At 69.9% G+C, this 20641-nt stretch carries 20 protein-coding genes; 9 read left to right on the forward strand and 11 right to left on the reverse strand.

Features of this window, described 5'->3' with window-relative positions:
* Positions 1–486, forward strand: a 486-nt coding sequence (locus tag BLW84_RS23910) for a sensor histidine kinase (protein ID WP_143061079.1), incomplete at its 5' end; no start/stop codon positions are given.
* A 10-nt stretch (positions 487–496) separates the two neighbouring features.
* Here BLW84_RS23910 and BLW84_RS23915 read toward each other — a convergent pair.
* Complete coding sequence (locus BLW84_RS23915; protein WP_093269044.1) at positions 497–904, reverse strand: CAP domain-containing protein; 408 nt, start codon at positions 902–904, stop codon at positions 497–499.
* Positions 905–1190: 286 nt separating this feature from the next.
* Positions 1191–1730 (reverse strand): histidine kinase, encoded by a 540-nt coding sequence (locus tag BLW84_RS23920; protein WP_093269046.1) that lies wholly within the window; start codon positions 1728–1730, stop codon positions 1191–1193.
* Positions 1731–2020: 290 nt separating this feature from the next.
* Here BLW84_RS23920 and BLW84_RS23925 point away from each other — a divergent pair, with 290 nt between their 5' ends.
* Genes BLW84_RS23925 through BLW84_RS23935 form a run of 3 tightly spaced genes read left to right on the forward strand, consistent with a single transcriptional unit; the run spans position 2021 to position 5295 of the window.
* Positions 2021–2641, forward strand: coding sequence for a helix-turn-helix domain-containing protein (locus BLW84_RS23925; RefSeq protein WP_093269048.1), 621 nt, complete (start codon positions 2021–2023; stop codon positions 2639–2641).
* Positions 2642–2686: 45 nt separating this feature from the next.
* Positions 2687–4165 carry a peptide MFS transporter gene (locus BLW84_RS23930; RefSeq protein ID WP_093269051.1) on the forward strand — a complete coding sequence of 493 codons (1479 nt, stop codon included), beginning with the start codon at positions 2687–2689 and terminating at the stop codon, positions 4163–4165.
* Between the two features lie 32 nt (positions 4166–4197).
* Positions 4198–5295, forward strand: a complete 1098-nt coding sequence (locus BLW84_RS23935) for an NAD(P)/FAD-dependent oxidoreductase (protein WP_093269053.1) — start codon at positions 4198–4200, stop codon at positions 5293–5295.
* 209 nt (positions 5296–5504) lie between these two features.
* Here BLW84_RS23935 and BLW84_RS23940 read toward each other — a convergent pair whose 3' ends face one another.
* Together BLW84_RS23940 and BLW84_RS23945 are read right to left on the reverse strand one after the other, a co-directional pair.
* Positions 5505–6323 (reverse strand): aldo/keto reductase, encoded by an 819-nt coding sequence (locus tag BLW84_RS23940; protein ID WP_093269055.1) that lies wholly within the window; start codon positions 6321–6323, stop codon positions 5505–5507.
* Positions 6324–6372: 49 nt separating this feature from the next.
* Entirely contained in the window at positions 6373–7566 is a 1194-nt protein-coding gene (locus tag BLW84_RS23945; RefSeq protein WP_093269058.1) for an MFS transporter, read from the reverse strand.
* A 163-nt stretch (positions 7567–7729) separates the two neighbouring features.
* Here BLW84_RS23945 and BLW84_RS23950 point away from each other — a divergent pair, with 163 nt between their 5' ends.
* Positions 7730–8194 carry a MarR family winged helix-turn-helix transcriptional regulator gene (locus tag BLW84_RS23950; RefSeq protein WP_093269256.1) on the forward strand — a complete coding sequence of 155 codons (465 nt, stop codon included), beginning with the start codon at positions 7730–7732 and terminating at the stop codon, positions 8192–8194.
* Between the two features lie 244 nt (positions 8195–8438).
* Here BLW84_RS23950 and BLW84_RS23955 read toward each other — a convergent pair whose 3' ends face one another.
* From BLW84_RS23955 to BLW84_RS23975, 5 genes are all read right to left on the reverse strand, one after another.
* Complete coding sequence (locus BLW84_RS23955; protein WP_093269061.1) at positions 8439–9233, reverse strand: SDR family NAD(P)-dependent oxidoreductase; 795 nt, start codon at positions 9231–9233, stop codon at positions 8439–8441.
* A 324-nt stretch (positions 9234–9557) separates the two neighbouring features.
* A complete protein-coding gene (locus BLW84_RS23960; protein ID WP_093269064.1) occupies positions 9558–10724 on the reverse strand; it encodes an NAD(P)/FAD-dependent oxidoreductase in 1167 nt (388 codons plus the stop codon).
* Entirely contained in the window at positions 10721–12172 is a 1452-nt protein-coding gene (locus BLW84_RS23965; RefSeq protein WP_093269066.1) for a sodium:solute symporter family protein, read from the reverse strand. The genes BLW84_RS23960 and BLW84_RS23965 overlap by 4 nt, the downstream gene beginning before the upstream one ends.
* Positions 12173–12188: 16 nt before the next feature.
* Positions 12189–13325, reverse strand: a complete 1137-nt coding sequence (gene solA / locus BLW84_RS23970; protein ID WP_093269069.1) for an N-methyl-L-tryptophan oxidase — start codon at positions 13323–13325, stop codon at positions 12189–12191.
* Between the two features lie 116 nt (positions 13326–13441).
* Positions 13442–14152, reverse strand: a complete 711-nt coding sequence (locus BLW84_RS23975) for a GntR family transcriptional regulator (protein WP_093269072.1) — start codon at positions 14150–14152, stop codon at positions 13442–13444.
* A 151-nt stretch (positions 14153–14303) separates the two neighbouring features.
* Here BLW84_RS23975 and BLW84_RS23980 point away from each other — a divergent pair, with 151 nt between their 5' ends.
* Complete coding sequence (locus BLW84_RS23980; protein WP_093269074.1) at positions 14304–14750, forward strand: RrF2 family transcriptional regulator; 447 nt, start codon at positions 14304–14306, stop codon at positions 14748–14750.
* 75 nt (positions 14751–14825) lie between these two features.
* The gene (locus tag BLW84_RS23985) at positions 14826–16010 is read left to right on the forward strand and encodes a globin domain-containing protein (RefSeq protein ID WP_093269077.1); all 1185 of its coding nucleotides are present in this window, start codon (positions 14826–14828) and stop codon (positions 16008–16010) included.
* Positions 16011–16088: 78 nt separating this feature from the next.
* Here the strand turns inward: BLW84_RS23985 and BLW84_RS23990 are convergent, their stop codons facing one another.
* Together BLW84_RS23990 and BLW84_RS23995 are read right to left on the reverse strand one after the other, a co-directional pair.
* Positions 16089–17132 carry an NAD(P)H-dependent flavin oxidoreductase gene (locus BLW84_RS23990; RefSeq protein WP_093269080.1) on the reverse strand — a complete coding sequence of 348 codons (1044 nt, stop codon included), beginning with the start codon at positions 17130–17132 and terminating at the stop codon, positions 16089–16091.
* A 75-nt stretch (positions 17133–17207) separates the two neighbouring features.
* The gene (locus BLW84_RS23995; RefSeq protein ID WP_218157445.1) at positions 17208–18164 is read right to left on the reverse strand and encodes an NAD(P)H-dependent flavin oxidoreductase; all 957 of its coding nucleotides are present in this window, start codon (positions 18162–18164) and stop codon (positions 17208–17210) included.
* A gap of 132 nt (positions 18165–18296) precedes the next feature.
* Here BLW84_RS23995 and BLW84_RS24000 point away from each other — a divergent pair, with 132 nt between their 5' ends.
* Both BLW84_RS24000 and BLW84_RS24005 read left to right on the forward strand, forming a co-directional pair.
* Entirely contained in the window at positions 18297–19196 is a 900-nt protein-coding gene (locus BLW84_RS24000) for a LysR family transcriptional regulator (RefSeq protein WP_093269085.1), read from the forward strand.
* 184 nt (positions 19197–19380) lie between these two features.
* Positions 19381–20394 carry a hypothetical protein gene (locus tag BLW84_RS24005; protein WP_143061080.1) on the forward strand — a complete coding sequence of 338 codons (1014 nt, stop codon included), beginning with the start codon at positions 19381–19383 and terminating at the stop codon, positions 20392–20394.
* Positions 20395–20641 lie beyond the last annotated feature (247 nt).

Here is a 20641-nt window from a genome sequence, read left to right on the forward strand (position 1 = left end):
ATCCAGTCCGGGACGCTGCGTCTGGCTCCGCGGTTGGTGGCGCTGGACGACCTCGTCAGCGATGAGGTGGCGGCGTTGGAAGTGGTGGCCGGTGAGCGGGGGATCAGCTTGAGCGCGAGGATGGTCGAGCCGGTCGTGGTCAACGTGGACGACCGTGCTTTCACGCGGGTGTTCAACAATCTGCTGGGGAACGCGATCCGGTATGCCCCGGAGGGTTCGACGGTGACGGTGGACATCCGCGTGCTCGCCGGCTGGGCGGCCGTCTCGGTGAGCGATGAGTGCGGGGGGATCCCGGAAGGTGACCTGGCCTCGGTGTTTGACATGGGGTGGCGGGGGGAGGACCGGAGGACCCGCGGTAGCAGCGGCGGCGGTCTCGGCCTGGCCATCGTGCAGGGCCTCGTGCAGGCGCACAACGGGGACGTGTCGGTGCGCAACGTCCCGGGTGGCTGCTGCTTCGAGGTACGCCTCCCACTACCCGCCGCCTGAGTCGTCGCCGTCAGAAGCCGAAGTTCTGCGTCCACCACGGGCCGGTGGCGTCGATGTGCAGCCCCACGCCGATGAACCGGAAGTCAGCGTTCAGGATGTTCGCGCGGTGCGGGATGCTCTGCATCCAGGCGTGCACCACCGAGGCGGGCGATTCCTGGCCGGCGGCGATGTTCTCCCCGCCGGGATCTTCGAAACCCGCGGCCAGCATCCGTTCGAACGGCGACGGGCCGCGCGTCGCCTGGTGCGCGAAGAAGCCGCGTCGTGCCATGTCGGCGCTGTGCCAGCGCGCGGCGCTGCGCAACCGCTCGTCGATGTGCAACGGGCCGAGCCGCCGCTTCGCCCGCTCCACGTTCACCAGCCGCACGACCTTGTCCTCGGTCTGGGTCCGCACCAGACCTCGGCTGGAACCTAGAGCCATTGTCCTGAGCCTCCCGAACTCCACCGACCGGCACCAGCTTCGCCCGTGCGGCGGGTGGGGACGCGCCGGCCGGGGCGCGGAGTCGGCGAACGGGCAGGAGTTCGCGACTTTCGGGCAACATTCCGGTTGCACCGTTGACCCTCGAGCGACCCTTCGCTACAGCTCTGCGGAGAGCTGATCGCCCTTCGCGCCAACAGGTTCAGCGCGTCGCACCATCGTCGGCCGACGGCCTCGCTTCCAAGGTGAGGTCTCCTCGGAGCGGCGCTGTCCTCGGCGATGGCCGTCTTCATCCCAGCACTGCCCGGAAGCGTCGCCGTGTCGATCCCGGTCGCTGCTCGGTGATGTGCACGCGCACGAACTTCCTGCCCCGCACTCGCACCTGCACGGCGGTGCCGGGTTTCAGCGTGCGCAGGTGATCGGCGACGAGGAGACCTGTCCGGCCGGTGACCTGCGCATCGAGGTCGTGGGGCGGCAGGTCCAGCCGCAGTCGCAGGTCGCCGTGCTCCGCCACCGACATCCACGCCGGTCCGAGGCCTGCGGTGAGCGTTGGCGGGTGGATGGTCGCGCCGAGCAGGCGCGCGTGTTCGACGTGCCGGCAGATGGTGTCCCGGAGTGCGTCGATGCGGGCGGAGAGCCGCGGGTCACCGGCGGTGGCGGAGATCAACCCGAGTTCGAGGGCCAGTGCCGACAGGCCCGCCGCCGGTCCGTCGTGCAGCTCGCGTTCCAGCTCGTAGCGGTACTTGACGGTGCGGCGGCCGGGCGCGCGCAGCCAGCCGGGCAGCAGCCTGCACAGCCAGGTGGACTTGCGCCCGATTCCAGTCCTCATAACGGCATCATCCCGGCGGTGATCAGGAGAAGGAATGCTGACCCCGTAGTAACGGGGATATCCCTCATCTCCCGCCGCGGCCAGGCATGCAGCACCGGTTTCGAGTTCCAGCCCGCCACCGCGAGGCGCACTGAGCCGTCCACATCGGACTCCTCGCCGGTGTCGCAGCGGGACGCCCTGGCCCGCGGGATCGACCGCGGCGGTCTCTGTGCTTCCCCGTCCCGTTCAGTATTGACTGCCCTTGTTTGGTGTGACTAAATTCCGTTTACCCGACGGAAGGGGCAGGACCCGTGGTCGACAGCGCTCATCCGGCCGAACCGGCCGATGGCCCGAACCGGCTGGTGGGGGCGGCGATCAAGCGGATCCGCACCGAGCGCGGGCTGACGCTGCGGGACCTGGCGGAGCGCTGCGGGCTGTCGCCGGGCTTCCTCTCGCTGGTCGAGCGCGGCATCAACTCGATCTCGCTGACCTCGCTCTTCGCGCTCGCCGGCGCGCTGGAGGTGGACGCGGTCGAGCTGCTGGGCGCGGCCGGTCGCCGCAGCCGGCGCGAGTACTCGATCGCCCGGCACGACGACCCGGACGCCACGCGGGTGGTGATGGGCGAGCGGGAGCACCGCGTGCTGACCGCGGACCTGCCCGACCAGCGCATCGAGGCGATGATCACCGCGGTGCACCCGACCGCCGAGCCGTCACCGGTCACCCGGCACGACGGCGAGGAGTTCTGCCACGTGCTGCGCGGCGAGCTGACGTTCCTGCTGTCGGACGAGACCGCGGTGCTCGGCGCCGGCGACTCGATCCACTTCAAGTCCAGGATTCCGCACGCCATCCACAACTGCGGCTCCGAGATCGCGGAGGTGCTCTGGACGGTCGACCGCCCGCTGCTGCGGCGACCCGACGGCACGACTCGCTGACCGCGGTTTCTCCCGCCGGTACACGCCATCCATCGAAAGGCGGCCATGAGCGAGCAGACGGAGATCCCCACCAGCGACCGAGGTTTCTTCGGCCACCCCCGCGGCTTGGCCACGTTGTTCTTCCTGGAGATGTGGGAGCGGTTCTCCTACTACGGGATGTCCGCGATCCTGCTGTACTACCTGTACGACCAGACCTCCGACGGCGGGCTCGGGCTGGACAAGCCGACCTCGTCCGCGTTGGTGTCGATCTACGGTGCCCTGGTGTTCATGTCCGGCATCGTCGGCGGCTGGATGGCCGACCGGTTGCTGGGCATGCGCCGCGCGGTCCTGCTGGGCGGCCTGCTGATCATGTGCGGTCACCTGGCGCTGGCGGTGCCCGGCGGGTTGCCCGCGCTGCTGGTGTCGATGCTGCTGATCGTGGTCGGCACCGGGCTGTTGAAGCCGAACGCGTCCAGCATGGTGGGGGAGCTGTACTCGCCGGCGGACAACCGCCGCGACGCCGGGTTCTCCCTCTTCTACATGGGCATCAACCTGGGCGCTTTCATCGCGCCGTACCTCGTGGGCACGCTCGGGCAGCAGGTCGACTACCACCTCGGCTTCGGCCTCGCGGCCGTCGGGATGGCGGCGGGCCTGGTGGTGTACGTCCGGGGGCGGGCGCGGCTGGGCCAGGCCGGAGACGCACCGACGAATCCGCTCCTCGCCGGTGAGCGGCGCCAGGTGGCGTTGCGCGCGGCCGTGGGCGTCGCGGTGTTGGCGGTGGTGGTCGCGGTTCTCGGCGCCACCGGGTTCTTGACCGTCCAGGTGCTGATCAACGCCGTGTCGGTGCTCGCGGTGCTGTTGCCGGTGGCGTACTCGATCATGATGCTGCGCAGCCCGAAGACCGACGCCGTGGAGCGGTCCCGGTTGATCGCCTACATCCCGCTGTTCATCGGCGCGGTGTGCTACTGGGTGGTCAACGAGCAGTCCGGCTCGGTGCTCGCGCAGTTCGCCGACACGCGAACCGACCTGGAGATCTTCGGGTTCGCGGTGCCGTCCTCGTGGTTCCAGTCGCTGAACCCGATCGCCACGCTCGTGCTGGCCCCGACCTTCGCCTGGCTGTGGATCAGGCTGGGGGACCGGCAGCCCACCACGCCGCGCAAGTTCGCCACCGGACTGCTGCTCGGCGGGGCGTCGTTCGTGCTGATGGCCGGGCCCGGTCTGCTGGGCGGCGTGGACGCGCTCGCCAGCCCGTGGTGGCTCGTCGCGAGCTACTTCGTGGTGATCTGCGGGTCGATGTGCCTGTCGCCGGTGGGCCTTTCGGCCACCACCAAGCTCGCCCCGCGGGCGTTCCTGGCCCAGATGATGAGCCTGTGGTTCTTGGCCTCCGCCGCGGCGGCGGGCATCAACGCGCAGCTGGTGCAGCTCTACCGCGCGGAGACCGAGGTCGCTTACTTCGCCGGGGTCGGCGCGGCGGTGATGGCCGCCGGGGTCGTCATGCACCTGATCACGCCTTGGGTGCAGCGGCGCATGGGCGGTGTGCGATGAGGAGAAGTCGGTCGAACCGGGAGGAGCGGGAAATGCGGGTGGTGGTCGTCGGAAGCGGCATCGCCGGTGCGGCAGCCGGATACGAGCTGGCCCGGGCCGGGGTGGAGGTGGTCCTGGTGGACTCCCCGGCCCCGGGCCGCGCGACCTCGGCCGGTGCGGGCATCGTCTGCCCGTGGTCGTCCAAAGTGGATGATCCAGACTGGTACCGGATCTCGGTCGCCGGGGCGGAGCACTACCCGGAGCTGCTGTCGGCGTTGGCCGCCGACGGAGAGACCGAGCTCGGCTACCGGCGGGTCGGCTCGCTGCGGCTGATCTCCGAAGACGAATCGGACGAGGCGTTTCAGCGGGTGGCGGAGCGTGCCGCGGAGTCCCCGATGGCCGGCGAAGTGGAGTTGATCAGCGGTCGCCGGGCCCGCGAGCTGTTCCCGCCGCTCGAACACGACGGCAAGGCGATCCACATCCCCGGCGCAGCGCGCCTGGACGGCCGCTTGGTCCGCGACGCGATGCGCCGCGCCGCCACCCGGCGCGGCGCTCGGATCATCAACGGCACGGCCGCGATCGTCGCCGACAGCGCGGTCCGCGGGGTGCAGGTCGACGACGTGTTCATCGGGGCGGACGCCGTGATCGCGGCGGCCGGTGCTTGGTCGCCGCGGCTGCTCGGACCGATCGGCGTCCAGGTGCGGGTCACGCCGCAGCGCGGCCAGATCATGCACCTGCGGCTGCCGGGCGTGGAAACCGCGAACTGGCCGGTCGTGCTGCCGCAGTCGCGGCACTACATCCTGGCCTTCGACGACTCGCGGGTCGTGGTCGGCGCGACCCGTGAGGACGACGCGGGCTTCGACCACCGGGTGACCGCGGCCGGGATGGCGGAGGTACTCGGCGAGGCGCTGTCGGTGGCCCCCGGGCTGGCCGATGCGACGCACGTGGAGACCCGCATCGGGTTCCGTCCGATGGGGCCCGACATCCGGCCGCTGCTCGGCGCGGTTCCGCAGGTCGCCGGGCTGGTCGTGGTCAACGGCCTGGGAGCCTCGGGCCTGACGATCGGCCCGTACACGGGTTCGGTCGCGGCGCGGCTGGCCCGCCAGGTCGACCCGGGGATCGACCTGGCGCCGTACGACCCGCTGCGTTGAGGTTCCGGCCGGGCGCCGGGTCGGCCGACCCGGCGCCCGGTGCCTGACGCCGCCCTGGAGGAAGCGCAACAGGCATCGAGTCGACCTGCGGCCGGTGGTGACCTCGTTCCGCGCCACCGTCCTCCGCACGAGCGGCGCCGAATAGCCCGCAGCTGCGCGGAAAGGTCGCACGGGCGGGGAAGATCCGCCCGTGCGACCTGTGCGGATGGTCAGTTGAGGGTGTCGGGGTCCGGCCCGGTGCGCAGGCCGCGGTCGAGCGCGGCGATCGCGGTCATCTCGTCCTCGGACAGCGCGAAGTCGAAGACGTCGATGTTCTCGCGGATGCGGGACGGGGTGACGGACTTCGGGATCACGACGTTGCCCAGCTGCAGGTGCCAGCGGATGACGACCTGGGCGGGCGATTTGCCGTGCCGAGCGGCGATTTCGGTCAGCGTGCTCTCGCGGAGCATCGCGCCCTGAGCCAGGGGGCTCCAGGCCTCGGTGGCGATTCCGTGCTCGGCGTGCAGGGCGCGCAGCTCGCGCTGCTGGAGCCCGGGGTGCAGTTCGATCTGGTTCACCGCCGGGACGAGTGCACTGCTGTCGAGCAGGCGGCGCAGGTGCGCGGGCTGGAAGTTCGAGACACCGGCGGCGCGGACCCGCCCGTCCGCGACCAGCTTCTCGATGGCCTTCCAGGTCTCCGGGTACAGGTCGCGAGCCGGGGTGGGCCAGTGGATGAGGTACATGTCCACGTGGTCCAGCCCGAGCGCGTCCAGGCTGCGGTCGAACGCCTCGAGAGTCGTGTCGTAGCCCTGATCGGCGTTCCACAGCTTCGTGGTGATGAACAGTTCGTCGCGGGCGATTCCGGACTCGGCGATGGCGCGGCCGACCCCGGCCTCGTTCCCGTAGATCGTGGCGGTGTCGATGGAGCGGTAACCGGCCTGCAGGGCGGCCGCGACCGCGGCCGTGGTCTCCGCGTCCGGCACCTGGAAGACGCCGAAGCCGAGCTGCGGGATTTCGATGCCGTTGTTGAGGGTGGTGGTGGGAACCATGATGTGCGGAACTCCTTGTGGGTGTTGCGGATTTGCGTCCCCGTCAGGATCAGTGCTGGGCGGCCACCGGCTCGGGCGCCGCGATGGGACCGGTCGCCCGGCTGCGGCGATCGAGGAAAGCTGCGAGGAAGGACAGCAGCAGCGCCGTGCCGGCGAGCATCGCTCCGATCCAGTTGGACGAGGTGTAGCCGAATCCGGCGGCGATCACGACACCACCCAGCCAGGCGGCGAGGGCGTTGCCGAGGTTGAAGGCGCCGATGTTTGCTGCGGAGGCCAGGGTCGGGGCGGCGGATGCCTGGTCGAGGATCCACTTCTGCAGCGGGGGCACGGTGGCGAAGCCCAGGGCGCCGATGGTGGGCAGGGTGATCGCGGCGAGGACCTGGCTGTGCGCCGTCACGGTGAACAGCAGCAGGGCGACCGCGAGGGCGGCGAGCGTGACGAAGAGCATGGGCATCAGGGCCTTGTCGGCGAACTTGCCGCCCAGCAGGTTGCCCAGGAACATGCCGATGCCGAACAGCACGAGCAGCCAGGTCACGCCGCCCTCGGAGTAGCCCGCGACATCGGTCATCATCGGCGCGATGTAGGTGATCGCGGCGAACACGCCGCCGTATCCCAGGACGGTCATCGCCATCGCGAGCCAGACCTGCACGTTGCGGAACGCCGCGAACTCGGTGCGGATCCTCGCGGCCTCGGGCTTGCCCTGCTCCGGGACGAGCATGGCGACGCCGAGGAACCCGATCACGCCGAGCAGGGCGACGATGGCGAAGGTGACCCGCCAGCCGGCGGCCTGCCCGACGTAGGTGCCGCCGGGGACGCCGATGATGTTGGCGATGGTCAGCCCCATGAACATCAGCGAGATGGCCGAGGCCTTCTTCTCTGGGGCGACCAGGCTGGCGGCGACCACGGAACCGATGCCGAAGAACGCGCCGTGGGCGAACGAGGCGACGACCCGGCCGATGAGCATGACGCCGAAGGTCGGAGCGGCGGCGGAGAGCGCGTTGCCCACGATGAAGACGCCCATCAGGAACAGGAGCATCTTCTTGCGGGAGACCTTGGTGCCCAGGACGGTGAGGATCGGGGCGCCGATGACGACGCCGAGCGCGTAGCCGGACACCAGCCAGCCCGCGGCGGGAATGCTGACGTCGAACTCGCCGGCGACCTGCGGAAGCACACCCATGATCACGAATTCGGTGGTGCCGATTCCGAAGGCGCCGATGGCGAGGGCCAGAAGCGCGAGAGGCATGTGCACGGCCTTCCTTTATGACTGCGTCTGAACCTTACGAGCGTCGACAATAATTGCAGACGCGTACTAGTTCAATGTGCAGGCATTGTGATGCAGGAGATAGTTGCAGGCGCCTCATAAGGGTGCAAGCTTGGTGTTGCAGGTCAACCGACAGGAGGTGCTCGTGGGAATCGCCGACGATGCCGTCGAAGTGCGCGCCCACGGCTGGCGCACGCTTGCCGCGTTGCACGGGATGCTCGACGCCGCGCTGGAGAAGGCGCTCCAGGCCGAACACGGCCTGTCGGTCGTCGAGTACACGGTCCTCGACGCCCTCGGTCGCCAGGACGGCTGGCACATGCGCATGCAGCAGCTCGCCCGCGCCACGGCGCTCAGCGGCAGTGCGACGACACGACTGGTCAGTCGGCTGGAGGACCGCGAGCTGCTGACCCGCGTGCTCTGCAAGGAGGACCGACGGGGGATCTACACCGAGCTCACCGACGCGGGCCGAGCCCTGCTGGAGCAGGCGCGTCCGACCCACGACGCGGCGCTGGAAGCGGCACTCGCCGCGGCGGGGCGAACCCCGGAGCTCGCCCCGCTGGTCGAGGCACTGCACGGGCTGACACACCGCCCGCCGGCCCTGCAACGCTGATCAGCGCCGACGCACCGAACCTCGAATCTCGGCTCAGCGCTCGTTTCAGGCCGGTGCGTAGGCCCGTGTGCGTCGGCCCGTCCAGGGCGGAGGGCGTCGATTTCGCGCGAAATCGACGCTCCACGTGGGGGCATGGCGGCGATTTCGCGCGAAATCGCCCACCGACGTCGGGTGCCGGGGGCCTTGGGGACGAGCCGGGCGTTCTGAAACGGCCTCTCCGGCCGGTGCGTCCGGACGAGACCGGTCAGGGCAGGATCGAATCGACGTAGCCACCGTCCACGCGCACCGCGCCGCCTGTCGTGGCCGATGCGAGCGGTGAGGCCAGGTAGACGACCATGTTGGCGATCTCCTCGGGCTCGATGAGCCTCTGCAGGAGCGACTGCGGTCGGTTGGTGCGCATGAACTCGCGCTGCGCTTCCTCCCAGGGGAGGGCCCGGTCGACGAGCTGGTAGACGAAGTCCTCCACGCCGCCGGTGTGGGTCGGGCCGGCGATGACCGAGTTGACGGTGACCCCGGTGCCCGCGGCGGCCTTCGCGAATCCGCGGGAAGCGGCGAGCAACGCCGTCTTGCTCGTGCCGTAGTGGATCATCTCCTCGGGGATGACCACGGCGGAGTCGCTGGCGATGTTGAGCACGCGTCCCCAGCCGCGTTCCATCATCGCAGGCAGCAGCAGGCGGGTCAGCCGCGCCGATGCGAGGACGTTGACCTCGAAGTAGCGCCGCCAATCGTCATCGGTGATCTCGAGCGCCGGGATGGCGCCGAAGATTCCGAGGTTGTTGACCAGGATGTCGACGTCGCCCGCCAGGTCCACGACTCGGTTCGCACCGTCGTCGGTGGCGACATCGGCGACGGCCGGGCGCACGGCCGCGTCCGGGACCTCCTGCCGAATCTTGTCGACGGCGGCGGTGACGGTCTTCTCCGAACGGCCGTTGACGACGACATCGGCGCCCGCGCCGGCGAGGCCGCGTGCGATCGAGAAACCGATCCCCGCGGAGGAACCGGTGACGAGTGCGGTCTTCTCGCTGAGATCGATGCGCATTTTTCGCCTCTCTGGCCGGAAAAGTCGGCCGGTCGTCTCGTGGGGACGGTGATCGTGGCGCGTCGTGGAGGGGGCAAGCTGTTCGGGGATGCGGTACGAAGCGCCGGCATCAGCGCCCTCTGGCGCGGCGCCGGGACGTTCTTGGGATTCTCCCCCACGAGCCCCTCCGCCGCTGACGAACCTGGTGCTTCAGGACCCGGATGTCCGCAGTTTCAATTGAAACTGCGGACCACCGGAACGTAGATCACTGAACGTAGGTCACCGTTGTACCGGTCTGCGCAGTGCCCCGGTGGCCGGACGCGCGCCTGGGCACTGCGGGTTTTGCTACTGCTGGCCGGCGAAGCGGGCCGGTTGGAGGGTGGGGAGGTCCGTTTGGCCGATGAGCCGCTGGGGGCGGAAGTCCGCGAGGATCTCCGCGGTGTTCCCGGTGAGGAGTTCCTGCGCGGCGAGACGCCCGAGAAGGGGGCCGAGCGTGACGCCGCTGTGCGTGCACAGGGTGTAGATCCTGCCCCGGTCACCGAGGAACCCGGCGACGGTCAGGCCGTCGGCGGGCATGGCGCGCTGGCCGATGCGCAGGGACTCCAAGCGGGCGCCTTCGGTGCCGTCGAGCAGGTCGTTGAGGCGGCTGCACAACTGTCCGGCGTGGTAGCCGTCGAGCGCCGGTGGGTTGGCCGGGTCGGCGTCGACGTCGAGGTCGAGGCCTTGCACGATCAGGCGACCGCCGCCGTCCGGGCGGACGTTGAGCCGCGGCGTGGTGAGGACGCGGTCCAGCCTCGTGGGCAGGGGGTTGGTGTAGCCGAGCATCCCGACGGTCGCGGATCCCGCGGCGTCGGGATCGGCCACGGGGACGCGGTGGCCCGCCGACGTGGTGAGCGCCTCGGTCCAGCGGCCGACCGCGAGGACGACGGCGTCGGCCTCGGCGACGCCGTCGGCCAGCTCGATCCGCACCCCGTCGTCGGTCTCGGACAGGCCGGTCACCGTCTCGGGGCAGCGCAGGCGCGCGCCGTGGTCGCGTGCTTCTCCCCACAGCCGCGATACGAGCAGCGCCGGGAAGACGTGACCTTCGGTGGGGTAGTGGGCGATGTCCGCGACGTGGTCGGGGACGCGCAGGTCGGGCACGAGTTCGCGGGCCCGTTGCGGGGTGATCCATTCGACGGGGTAGCCGCGGTCGGCGAGTTCCGCGACCGAGGCGGCGAGCCGGTCCGCGCCGGTGGGGTCTTCGGCCCACTCGAGATTTCCGTTGCGCACCAGCCATGTCTGCGTGGTGTCGGAGGCGAGCGCGTCGTGTTCGGCGAGGCCGGCGACGTTGAGGTCGTGGTAGGAGCGCGGGTTCTTGCTGTGCGAGTTGGTCCAGGCGAACGACGTGCCCGACGTCCCGGCCAGCGCCGCGGACCGTTCGAACACGGTCACCTCGGCGCCCTGCAGAGTCAGCGATCGTGCGACGCTGGCGCCCAGCACGCCGAGGCCGACGACGGCGATCCTCTTACTCATCGTTCCCTCACAATCTCACTTCGAACGGTCGACGCGGGTGCGTCGGCCCTCTTGCTGGACGTCGCGGCGGCCATCAGCAGTAGCACCACGGCCGAAGTGGCGATGCCGTACACCGCGTAGGGCACGGTGGTGTCCAGCACCTGCGCGACACCGCAACCGACGATGCCCGCCACCATGCTCGCGATCGCGGTCGCCGGGGTGAGGTGGCGGCGGCGGTGCAGCACGTAGCCGAGGAAGATCGGCGCGGCCAGCGCCGCCGCAGAGTAGGCGTAGGTGGCCACGAGCCACGGCAGGGCTTGCGGGAACACGACCGCCAGCACGGCCGCGACGATCGACACCGCGATGGTCAGCAACCGCGACAGCGCGACGGTTCGGCGCTCGCTCGCCGCCTTGCCGGCGATGTTCTGGTAGACGTCGCGGGTCAGGTTGGCGGTGACCGACTGCAGGGCGGCGCCGCTGGTGGCGACGATCGTCGAGACGAGGAACGCCGCGAAGACGATGAGCATCCAGGACGGCAGCTGGGTGAGCAGCCAGCCGGCGGCGTCCTCCTGGGAGGCCAGGTTCGGGTTCATCGCGTGCACCGCGAGCCCGATGCAGCCGGCGTAGACGCCGCTGATGAGCATCGTCAGGCCCGAGAGCCCGAGGCCGCGACGCGCGTCGCTGATCCGCTTGGTCGCGAACACGCGCTGGTAGTAGAGCTGGTTGGTCTGCGTGCCCGGGATGATCGCGGCCGCCCACAGCCAGATCTGCTGCCAGCCCACGGCCGTGACGCCCTCGAAGCCCCACAGCCGCTGCGGCACGACCTGGGTGACGTGCGTCCAGCCGCCGGCCAGTTGGATGCCGTAGATCGCGACGACGAGCGCCATGGTGATCTTGAAGAGGCCGAACACGAAGTCGGCCCACGCCACCGAGGTCAGCCCGCCGGGCAGCACGAACGCCAGCGAAGCGACGGCGATGACCGCGACGAGCACGGGGAGCGGGATTCCGGTCAGCTGGCCGAAGAGCCGGGCGAAGGCGACGAACTGCGTCGCGATCCAGCCGAACGGGACCACGAGCGCGGCGACCGCGGCGATGGCGGTGAGCAGCCGGTTCTGGCCGAACAGGCGGGTGACGACGTCGGGCACGGTGGTGAACCGCTGCTCGCGCAGCCAGCGCGCGATCAGCATGAGCAGCAGGAAGCCGACCAGCACGCAGCCTTCGTAGATGAACACCGACCACCCGGAGCTGTAGCCGATCCCGACGTGGGCGATGAGCACGCCACCGCCCGAGGCGGCGGCGAACTGGGTGATGACGACGACGAACAGCGGCAGCGACTCGTTGGCCGCGAGCCAATCCTGGGACGTCTTCGCGCGGCGTCCGAAGTAGACGGACATGGCGGCGCCGGCGCCGATCACCAGCAGGCTGGTGAGGACGATCCCGGCCAGTTGTCCGGTCGAACCTGTGGGCATGGTGTGCCTCCAGTGATCACGCGTTGGTGAAGCGGCTGGGGTCGAGGTGGTCGATGTCGTGCGCGGTGCCGCCGGTCAGGACCAGGTCGGCGCCGATCTCGCCGAAGACCGGTGCGAGCTTGAAACCGTGGCCGGAGAAGCCGGTCATGACCGTGGCGTTGCGCAGGCCGGGCAGGGCGCCGAGCAGCGCGTGCTCGTCCGGGGTGAACCCCTCGGCGTAGGTGCCGATCCGGATCGGGTGCGGCACGACGCCGGGCAGCAGCCGGGCCGCAGCGGCCGACGCCGCGCGGGTGAACTCGGGGGAAGCGTTGCGGGGCAAGGAATCCGGGTCGCCCAGCACCGGGAACCCGAGGTGGTGCGGCACGGTCTTGATGGATGCGCCGTCCAGCGACGGGAAGCAGGAGAACCCGGCTTCGCGGTGCCGGCGGATGGTGATCGGCAACCGGTCCGGCAGGTGGGCGGCGTGGTCGCGGGCCGCCCACCAGCACGCGGTGATCAACCTGACCTCGACCGGAAGTCCTCGCAGCGGCTCCAGTCGCGACGCCCACGGGCCGGGGGCGAAGACGACGTGATCGGCGTCGAAGTCCTTGCCGTTGCTGGTGATTCGCCATCCACGTGCGGTCTTGGCGACCTTCCGGACGGGATGGTGGGGCAGCAGCGTCGCACCGGATGCCTCGGCGGCGTGCAGGGCCGCCTGCACCGCGAGCTCGGGGCGGAGGACGCCCGCGGCCGGATCGAACACCGCTACTTCGTCGTCGTCGACCGCGTGCTGGGGAAAGCGCTCCCGAGTCCGGTTCGCATCGAGGACCTCGTGGTCGAGCCCGTGCCCTTCGGCGCAGCGCCGGACGGCCTGGACGTCCGGGTGGTCGGCGCGACCGATCGTCAGCCCGCCGCACATCGTCAGCAGATCGGACCCGGTCGTGCGTTCCAGGTCGCGCCACAGGCCGCTGGACCGCTGCAGCAGCGGAACGTAGCCCGGTCCTTCCTTGTAGATGGTCCGGAAAATCCGCGATTCACCGGCGGATGCGCCGCGGTCGTGCCCCGGCGAGTGGGCGTCGAAGGTCAGTACCTCGGCCCCTCGACGGGTGAGCTGCCAGGCGGTCATCGCACCGATCACGCCGGTGCCGATGATCGCGATGCGCGAAGTTGCCAATGGTCACACTCCTTTGTGTCCCGATGACGATGTTCACGAGGGATGGGAGGTCCGTGAAAATGCGCACGGCGCATCGACCGGTCCACTGGGGATCGGCGGCTGAGGGGGATTCCTCGTTACTGGGGAATTGTTTGTTCGAGGAAGTACTCGACGAGGTCGGGTCGCATGATCCACCACGCCACTTCGGCGAGATCGCCGTCGGTCAGCCAGGTCATGCGCCGCAACCGGATCACGGCCTTGCCCTCGGGCAGCTGCAGCCGTTCCGCGGTCGCCTCGTCGAGGTTGATCGGGTCGATGTAGACGCGGGACTTCGCCGCGGGAACGCCGATGCGGGTGAAGTAGTCGTGCACGGTCAGGTGGACGAGGTCCTCGTCCTGCAGTCGTGGTGCCAGTGAGAACGGGATGACGGACAGCTCGACGGCGATCGGGTTGTCGTCGACGTCGAACTTCAGCCGTCGCAGCTGGTGCACCGGCACGTCGTCGGCCACGCCGGGCAGTTCGACGTCGGCGTCCCCGGCCGGGAGCACCGTGATCGAGTCCACCGCGTGCCGCCCCGGGATCTCCGGGCCCTGCAGCACCGGGTTGGCGATGCGCAGCAGGTTCTCCTGCCGTGCACTCGATGCGACGAACGTTCCCCGGCGGCGGTGGCGCTCCACCAAGCCCGCCTGCGCCAGCTCGGTCAGCACTCGCTGCGCGGTCGCGCGGCCGATCGAGTGCTCCCGCTGGAGCTCGGACTCGGTCGGTAGCCGGCTTCCAGGCGGAAGCGCGCCGGAGCGGATCTGCCGCTCCAGCTCGTTGCGGATCCGCAAGTACGCCGGGACTGCCATGGGACGAGAATCTAGCGGGCGACCAATTGACCGGTCAATACTGGATTTGCACGGTCAATACCGCCGCGGGTGCGGGTGCCCGATATGAGCTGCCTTACAGGCGCGCGGGGATATTTGGATTTTGAGATTCCAGTTATCTAGGGTCGTGCTTGTGCGGCTGACCAAACGAACCGATCTCGCGCTGCGGATAGCGATGCGCCTCGCGGTCCTGGACGACGAAGTCGCGCCGACCACGCGCGAGGTCGCGGACCAGGTCGCCGTTCCCTACAGCCATGCCGCGAAGGTCGTCACGCTGCTGCAGCGCCTCGGTGTCGTCGAGGCTCGCCGGGGTCGCGGCGGCGGGCTCGCTCTGACCCAGTCGGGGCGCACCGGATCTCTCGGCCGACTCGTCCGCGAGCTCGAAGGCGTGGGCGATGTGGTGGGCTGCGAGGACGATCCGCCCTGTCCGCTGCGGTCGGCATGCCGACTGCGCACGGCGCTGCGCAACGCTCAGGAAGCCTTCTTCGCCGCGCTCGACCCGATCACCATCGAGGACCTGGTGGCCGCCCCCACCGGACCGATCCTGCTGAGCCTGTCGTCGAGGCCGCCGGCGAGCTGACTCCGGAAATCGCCACGCCTGGCGATCCGGTGCGGCCAAAAATACGAATATTGGATACCAGTTTGGAGTTGGCCGATGTTGTCCGAGAAATCGATCGAAGCGGTGCGTGCCACCCTGCCGGCGGTGCGCAGCGCCATGGGCCAGATCGCGTCGGTGTTCTACGACAAGCTCTTCACCGCCCACCCCGAGTTGCTGCGCGACCTGTTCAACCGGGGCAACCAGGCGAGCGGCGAGCAGCAACAGGCCCTGGCGGGATCGATCGCGGCGTTCGCCTCGGCGCTCCTGGAAAATCCCGGTACTCCGCCCGAGACGATGCTGAGCCGCATCGCGCACAAGCACGCGTCCCTGGGGATCACGCCCGACCAGTACGCGATCGTGCACACCAACCTGTTCGCCGCCATCGCCGAGGTGTTGGGCGAGGCCGTCACGGACGAAGTCGCCGCGGCGTGGAACGAGGTCTACTGGTCGATGGCGGACGCGCTCATCGCGATCGAAACCCGCCTGTACGCCGAGGCGGGCACTCCCGACGGCGAGGTCTGGCGCGACTACTGCGTCGTGGGCCGCCTGCCCGGCAACGACGTCGTCACCTTCCTCGCCCGCCCGGTCGACGGCTCCCCGCCTCCCGCGTCGCGACCCGGCCAGTACGTGTCCGTGCAGGTCGAACTGCCGGACGGGGCGCGCCAGATCCGCCAGTACAGCCTTTCCGGCGCGCCCGCCGACGCGTTGCAGTTCACGGTGAAGAAGGTCGTCGGCCGACCGGACGGCGAGGTCTCCAACCACCTGCACGAGCGCGTCGCCGAAGGCGACGTCCTGCGGATCGGGGCGCCCTTCGGCGATGTCACGCTCGGCGACGGCGACGGCCCGGTCCTGCTCGCCTCGGCCGGCATCGGCTGCACGCCGATGATCGGCATGCTCAACCACCTGGCGGGCACCGGCTCGCCGCGCCGGGTCATCGCCGTGCACGCCGACCGCGCCCAAGGCACCCACGCATTCCGCGCCGATCTCGAGCAACTCGTCGCGAAGCTGCCCAACGCCACCGCCCACGTCTGGTACGAGGACCCCGGAAGCCCTTGGCCCGCCGACCGCACGGGACTGGTCGACCTGACCGCGATCGGCATCCCGGAGGGCATCACGGCCTACCTGTGCGGTCCGCTGCCGTTCCTGCGCGCGGTCCGCACCCAGCTCCGCGAACTCGGCGTCCCGGCGACCGACATCCACTACGAGGTCTTCGGCCCCGACCTCTGGCTCGGCCAGGACTGACGGGACCCGGACCGGACCGCCTGCATCGCTGAACCACGTCCCGACCACCAGGGGCTCGCGGGATGCGTCATTCGCATATCAGGCAAGCAGTTCGCGCGCGTCCGTCCACATGCGAGTGACGATTTCTCCTGCCGGTGCCGTGGTGGCCAGGGCCGCGCTCTGGCCGGCCCAGTGGTTGACCCGGTCGAGCCCGGCCGCACCGCCTCGGCGCCACTGACCCAACAGCCGCCGCTGGACGGGATATGGGGCGGGCAAAGGAGCTTCGTCGCTGGTCCACGCCGTCACGAACGGCGTCGGCGCCGCCCGTCCGAGCCGGCCGGTGTACGCGCGGGTGGTGACCGTCCGCTCCGGCGACAGCCCGTCCATTGAGGCCGACCAGCCGTCGTCGATGCCCGCCTCGGGGGAGCGCAGCAACGCGGTCCCCACCTGGACCGCGCTCGCGCCGAGGGCCAGCGCGGCGGCCACGCCACGTCCGTCCGCGATTCCGCCAGCGGCGATGACCGGGATCCGCAGCCGGTCGGCCAGGTGCGGGATCAGGGCGAACAGGCCGACGTCGGTCTGCTCGGCTGTCTGCGGGTCGAAGCTGCCCCGGTGCCCGCCCGCTTCCATCCCCTGGGCGACGACGGCGTCGGCACCTGCTTCCTGGGCCGCCAGGGCGTCGGCGAGGTTGGTCGCGCAGGCGAACCAAGCGATGCCCGCCCGGTGCAGCCGCTCGACGTAGTCTTCGGCGAAGAGCCCCATGATCGACGAGATGACCGTCGGCCGGGCCGCCAGCATGGCCTCGCACTGCTCGGCGAAGTCCGGGCTCGCGGGTCCGGCCTCGCCCGCTTCGCCGAATCGCGCCAGGAACTGCTCCGCCGCCTGCTGCCGCCCGGGGTCGTCGACCGGCGCGTCCGGAATCCAGGTGTTCAGCTGGAACGGGCCGGTCGTTCCCGCGCGGAACCGCTCGACCCAGTCGCCGATGAGTTCGGGCCGGTCGAGCACCACCCCGTTCGCGCCCATCCCGCCGGCTTCGGCCACCGCGATCGCCAGCCGGGGCGGGCAGGCACCGGCCGTCGGTGCCTGCACGATCGGCACCCGCAGACCGAAGCGCGCGCAGAAATCCCGGACTCGTTGCTGCATGTGCAGTTCCTCCCAAGGGTGTTGCGTGGTGGACGAGCAGATCAGGTCTGCGGGTGCGGCGCGCTGTCGACGAGCTCAGGTCGAGACGAGGATGGACGAGGCTTCCCGCACGACGCGGTCGATGATCGCTTCGACGGGCTCGAGTTCGTCGATGAGGCCGATCGCTTCGCCGACGATGACGTTCCCGATGCTGTAGTCGTCGTTGTCCTTGGCGTTCTTGAAGACCTCTTGCAGACGGGGCAGGTCTTCGCGCAGCTTCTGCTCGTGCCCGTGCCACTGCCGGACGAAGTCGTTGCGCAGCACTCGTCCGGTGTAGTGGGAGGGCCAGTCCGCCGCCCGGACGATGTCGTACACGCTCTGCCGCACGGTGTCGTCGCCGCTGGAGGCGAGTGCGCGGCGCTGCGCGGCGGCGGACACGGCCGCCTCCGTGCTCGCCCAGAACCGGCTCCCCATCACCACGCCGTCGGCCCCCAAGCACAAGGCGGCGGCCAGTCCGCGGCCGTCCGCCACCCCGCCCGAGGCCACGAGCAGTGTGTCAGGGGAACGCGCGGCGAGCAGGTCGGCCAGTTCGGGGACCAGGGTGAGGGTCGAACGGGTTCCGGTGCCATGCCCGCCGGCCTCTCCTCCCTGGGCCACCAGAACGCGCGCTCCGGCAGCCAGGGCGCGTCGCGCTTCTTCGACCGTGCAGACCTGGCACAGCAGCGGCACGCCCGCCTCGTGGATCCGGTCGGCGAACGGCATCGGGTCGCCGAACGACAGGAACACCGCTGCCGGGTCGTGATCGAGCGCGACGTCGAGCAGCTCGGGATTCCGGGCCAGGCACCACGTGATGAACCCGCATCCGACCCGCCTGCTCACCGACGCCAGCTGCTCGTCCAGCCATTCGCGATCGCAGTAGCCGCCACCGAGCAAGCCCAGCCCACCCGCCGCGGACACCGCCGAAGCGAGTCGGGCATCGGCGACCTTGTCCATCGGCGCGAGCAAGACCGGCCGCTCGATGCCCAGCGCCGCCGTCAGTCTGGTTGGGATCACCGCGTTCTCCCCGCTGTCGACCTGCTTCTCAGGTGCAGGAAGGACGCTAGGCTCTGCTAGGAATCGTGTCCAACGATGAGTGGCGAACGCTGCCATCGTCGACGACGAACTCTCAAGGTCAGGAGCGAGCCCGTGGAGTTGTCGGACCTGCAGGTGTTCGTCGTCGTGGCACGCACCGGTGGCATCACGCGCGCGGCCGCGGAACTGCACACCGTGCAGTCCAGCATCAGCGCGCGAATGGCAGGGCTGGAACGAGAACTCGGCGCGATCCTCCTCCGCCGTCACGCCCGGGGAGTGGCCTTGACCGCGGCCGGGGAGCAGTTCTTCGGTTACGCCCAGCGGATCACCTCGCTCGCGGACGAGGCCCGCCGTGCGGTTCGGGACGACAGGCCCTGCGGGCCGTTGCGGATCGGAGCGATGGAGACGACGGCGGGCATTCGGTTGCCGCCCGTCCTCGAGTCCTACACCGCGGCCTGGCCGGATGTCGACCTCTCCGTGCTCACCGGCCCCACCGAGTCGTTGGTGGCGTTGGTCAAGGACCACGCCCTCGACGGAGTGCTCGTCGCCGGCCCCGTCAACGACGAGGACCTGCACGAAGAAGAGGTCTTCACCGAGGAAATGGTCGTCATCACCGCGCTGAGGCACCGCGACCTCGATGACGCATTGCGCGGACCCAACGGCCCCCGGCTGCTCGTGTTCCGCGCGGGGTGCTCGTACCGGCGCAGGCTCGAAGCCGTCGTCCGAGCGCGCGGCGTGGAACCGAAGGTCCTCGACTACGGCACGATCGAAGGCATCCTCGGCTGCGTCGCCGCAGGCCTCGGCATCACGATGCTGCCCCGGGCGCTGGCCGAGCATTCTGGACTGCGCCACCGACTGCGCCTGCACCGGATGGCGCCTGCCGATGCAACGGTGACGACCGTGTTCGTTCGTCGTCGCGACGCACACGTCACCATGGCGCTGAAGGAGTTCCGCCGGCACCTCCACGCCGCGGCCGACCACAGTGCGCTGGAGTCGTCACAGGTCGCTCTATAGCTGTGACGCGGTGGCCTGGGGCTTGACCACAACACACGAGCATTCCGTTCTTGCAGCTCGGCGCTACGGCGTGTCGCTTCAGGCCAGGTATTCGGCACTGGAGATCACGACGACCTCGACCAAGCTGGCGGCGTTGTTCGCGATGCGGGCGGAACCCGGTGGTCCGTCATGCTTCGATGTGGTCATGTTCGACGTTGTTGGCGACTCCCTCGATGCGCTGGTCGAGTCCTGGGAAGAAATCCGCCTGTGCTATCAGGATTCCGCGAACGCCGAGTACGACCTGGCCGTGCTCGACTGCGTCGCCAAGCTCGCCGAGGAGCCCGGTGGCGAGCAGGCGTGGCTGTGGGTACTCGGATCGGTGATCACCGCTCCCTATCTCACCTGGCTCCCGGGCGACGGTGTCGCGGATGCGGCGGTCAAGGCCCTCCGAGCCGCCGACGCGGCCTTGCGAGCTCAGCCGTGCACCCATGTCTCCCACCCGTACGAGACCCACACGGACGAGGACGACGAAATCCTCCTCGACGTGTTCTCGCCGCTCGCGAACGAGGGGGAGGAGTGGGAGGGGTGGGAGGAGCCGCGGCCGCGGGAGGAGTGGCTCTGCCCGCGGAATGTGGCCGGATTCGCGCGCATCGCCTTGGACATCCTCGACCCTGGTTCGGTGGCCGACGTCCCGGCACGCCTGCCGGCCGAGGCAGTGGAGCAGATCGACGTGCTGTCGTGCCTTCTGGAGGGGTATCCGAAGTGGTCGACCGACGTCGAGGACGAGATCGCTTCGCAGGGCTGGGCCCTGTCCACCGCGGATCCGGAGGAGCTGGCCGGGCGGGTCCTGGTCGTCAGGGCGGTGAGCTGGCACGCGATCTGGGACACCGAGCGGAAGTCGGTCCTCGACGACCTGATCGAGGGTCTGGAGAAGGCGCTCGCGCGCTACGACCGCGTTTCCTGCGAGCATGATCCCGATGATCACCCCAGGCTTCCCAACAGCGGACCGATTGCGGCGGAGCAGGGCATCTTGCTGAGCTACGCCGCGGGCAGGGCCCGCTACGAACGTTCCCCCCGGGGCCGTGAGGAGCCGCTGGAAGCCCTGTTGTGCCCGGCGTTCATCGCCGCCGTCGCGCAGGAGTCGCTCGACTCGTTGATCAAGTGCCGGGATCAGCGCTTCGGAGCCGGTGACGCATCTCAGTCCAATGTGGATAGTTGAGCTGCGCGACTGTCCGGACTCGGCGGGTGGGGGCCGAACCGTCCACGCGTTCGGCGAGCATCGCGGTGGATGATGTTCTGGCGCACTGCCGCGAACAACTCGCGTCAGCGACCGCGCGACGATCGCCAGGTCGCCGGGTGAGCCTGCGATCCGCTTACCTCCGCGGCGCTCTCTGAGTTCCGTGTTCGGCCTGTGGTTTCGGTTCGGGCTGAGCGGGTACCCGGCGCCATGTTCCTCTGGTCGGCAG

This window comes from Saccharopolyspora shandongensis, from assembly GCF_900106995.1.
GTDB classification, from domain to species: Bacteria; Actinomycetota; Actinomycetes; order Mycobacteriales; family Pseudonocardiaceae; genus Saccharopolyspora; species Saccharopolyspora shandongensis.

Excerpts from the sequence above, each read along its gene's own strand:
- BLW84_RS23990 (WP_093269080.1), bottom strand. The coding sequence starts at position 17,132 with ATGCAGCAACGAGTCCGGGATTTCTGCGCGCGCTTCGGTCTGCGGGTG.
- BLW84_RS23965 (WP_093269066.1), bottom strand. The coding sequence starts at position 12,172 with ATGCCCACAGGTTCGACCGGACAACTGGCCGGGATCGTCCTCACCAGC.
- BLW84_RS23920 (WP_093269046.1), bottom strand. The coding sequence starts at position 1,730 with ATGAGGACTGGAATCGGGCGCAAGTCCACCTGGCTGTGCAGGCTGCTG.
- BLW84_RS23945 (WP_093269058.1), bottom strand. The coding sequence starts at position 7,566 with ATGCCTCTCGCGCTTCTGGCCCTCGCCATCGGCGCCTTCGGAATCGGC.
- BLW84_RS23930 (WP_093269051.1), top strand. The coding sequence starts at position 2,687 with ATGAGCGAGCAGACGGAGATCCCCACCAGCGACCGAGGTTTCTTCGGC.
- BLW84_RS23960 (WP_093269064.1), bottom strand. The coding sequence starts at position 10,724 with ATGAGTAAGAGGATCGCCGTCGTCGGCCTCGGCGTGCTGGGCGCCAGC.
- BLW84_RS23935 (WP_093269053.1), top strand. The coding sequence starts at position 4,198 with ATGCGGGTGGTGGTCGTCGGAAGCGGCATCGCCGGTGCGGCAGCCGGA.
- BLW84_RS24005 (WP_143061080.1), top strand. The coding sequence starts at position 19,381 with ATGTTCGACGTTGTTGGCGACTCCCTCGATGCGCTGGTCGAGTCCTGG.
- BLW84_RS23975 (WP_093269072.1), bottom strand. The coding sequence starts at position 14,152 with ATGGCAGTCCCGGCGTACTTGCGGATCCGCAACGAGCTGGAGCGGCAG.
- BLW84_RS23985 (WP_093269077.1), top strand. The coding sequence starts at position 14,826 with ATGTTGTCCGAGAAATCGATCGAAGCGGTGCGTGCCACCCTGCCGGCG.
- BLW84_RS23955 (WP_093269061.1), bottom strand. The coding sequence starts at position 9,233 with ATGCGCATCGATCTCAGCGAGAAGACCGCACTCGTCACCGGTTCCTCC.
- BLW84_RS23915 (WP_093269044.1), bottom strand. The coding sequence starts at position 904 with ATGGCTCTAGGTTCCAGCCGAGGTCTGGTGCGGACCCAGACCGAGGAC.
- BLW84_RS23940 (WP_093269055.1), bottom strand. The coding sequence starts at position 6,323 with ATGGTTCCCACCACCACCCTCAACAACGGCATCGAAATCCCGCAGCTC.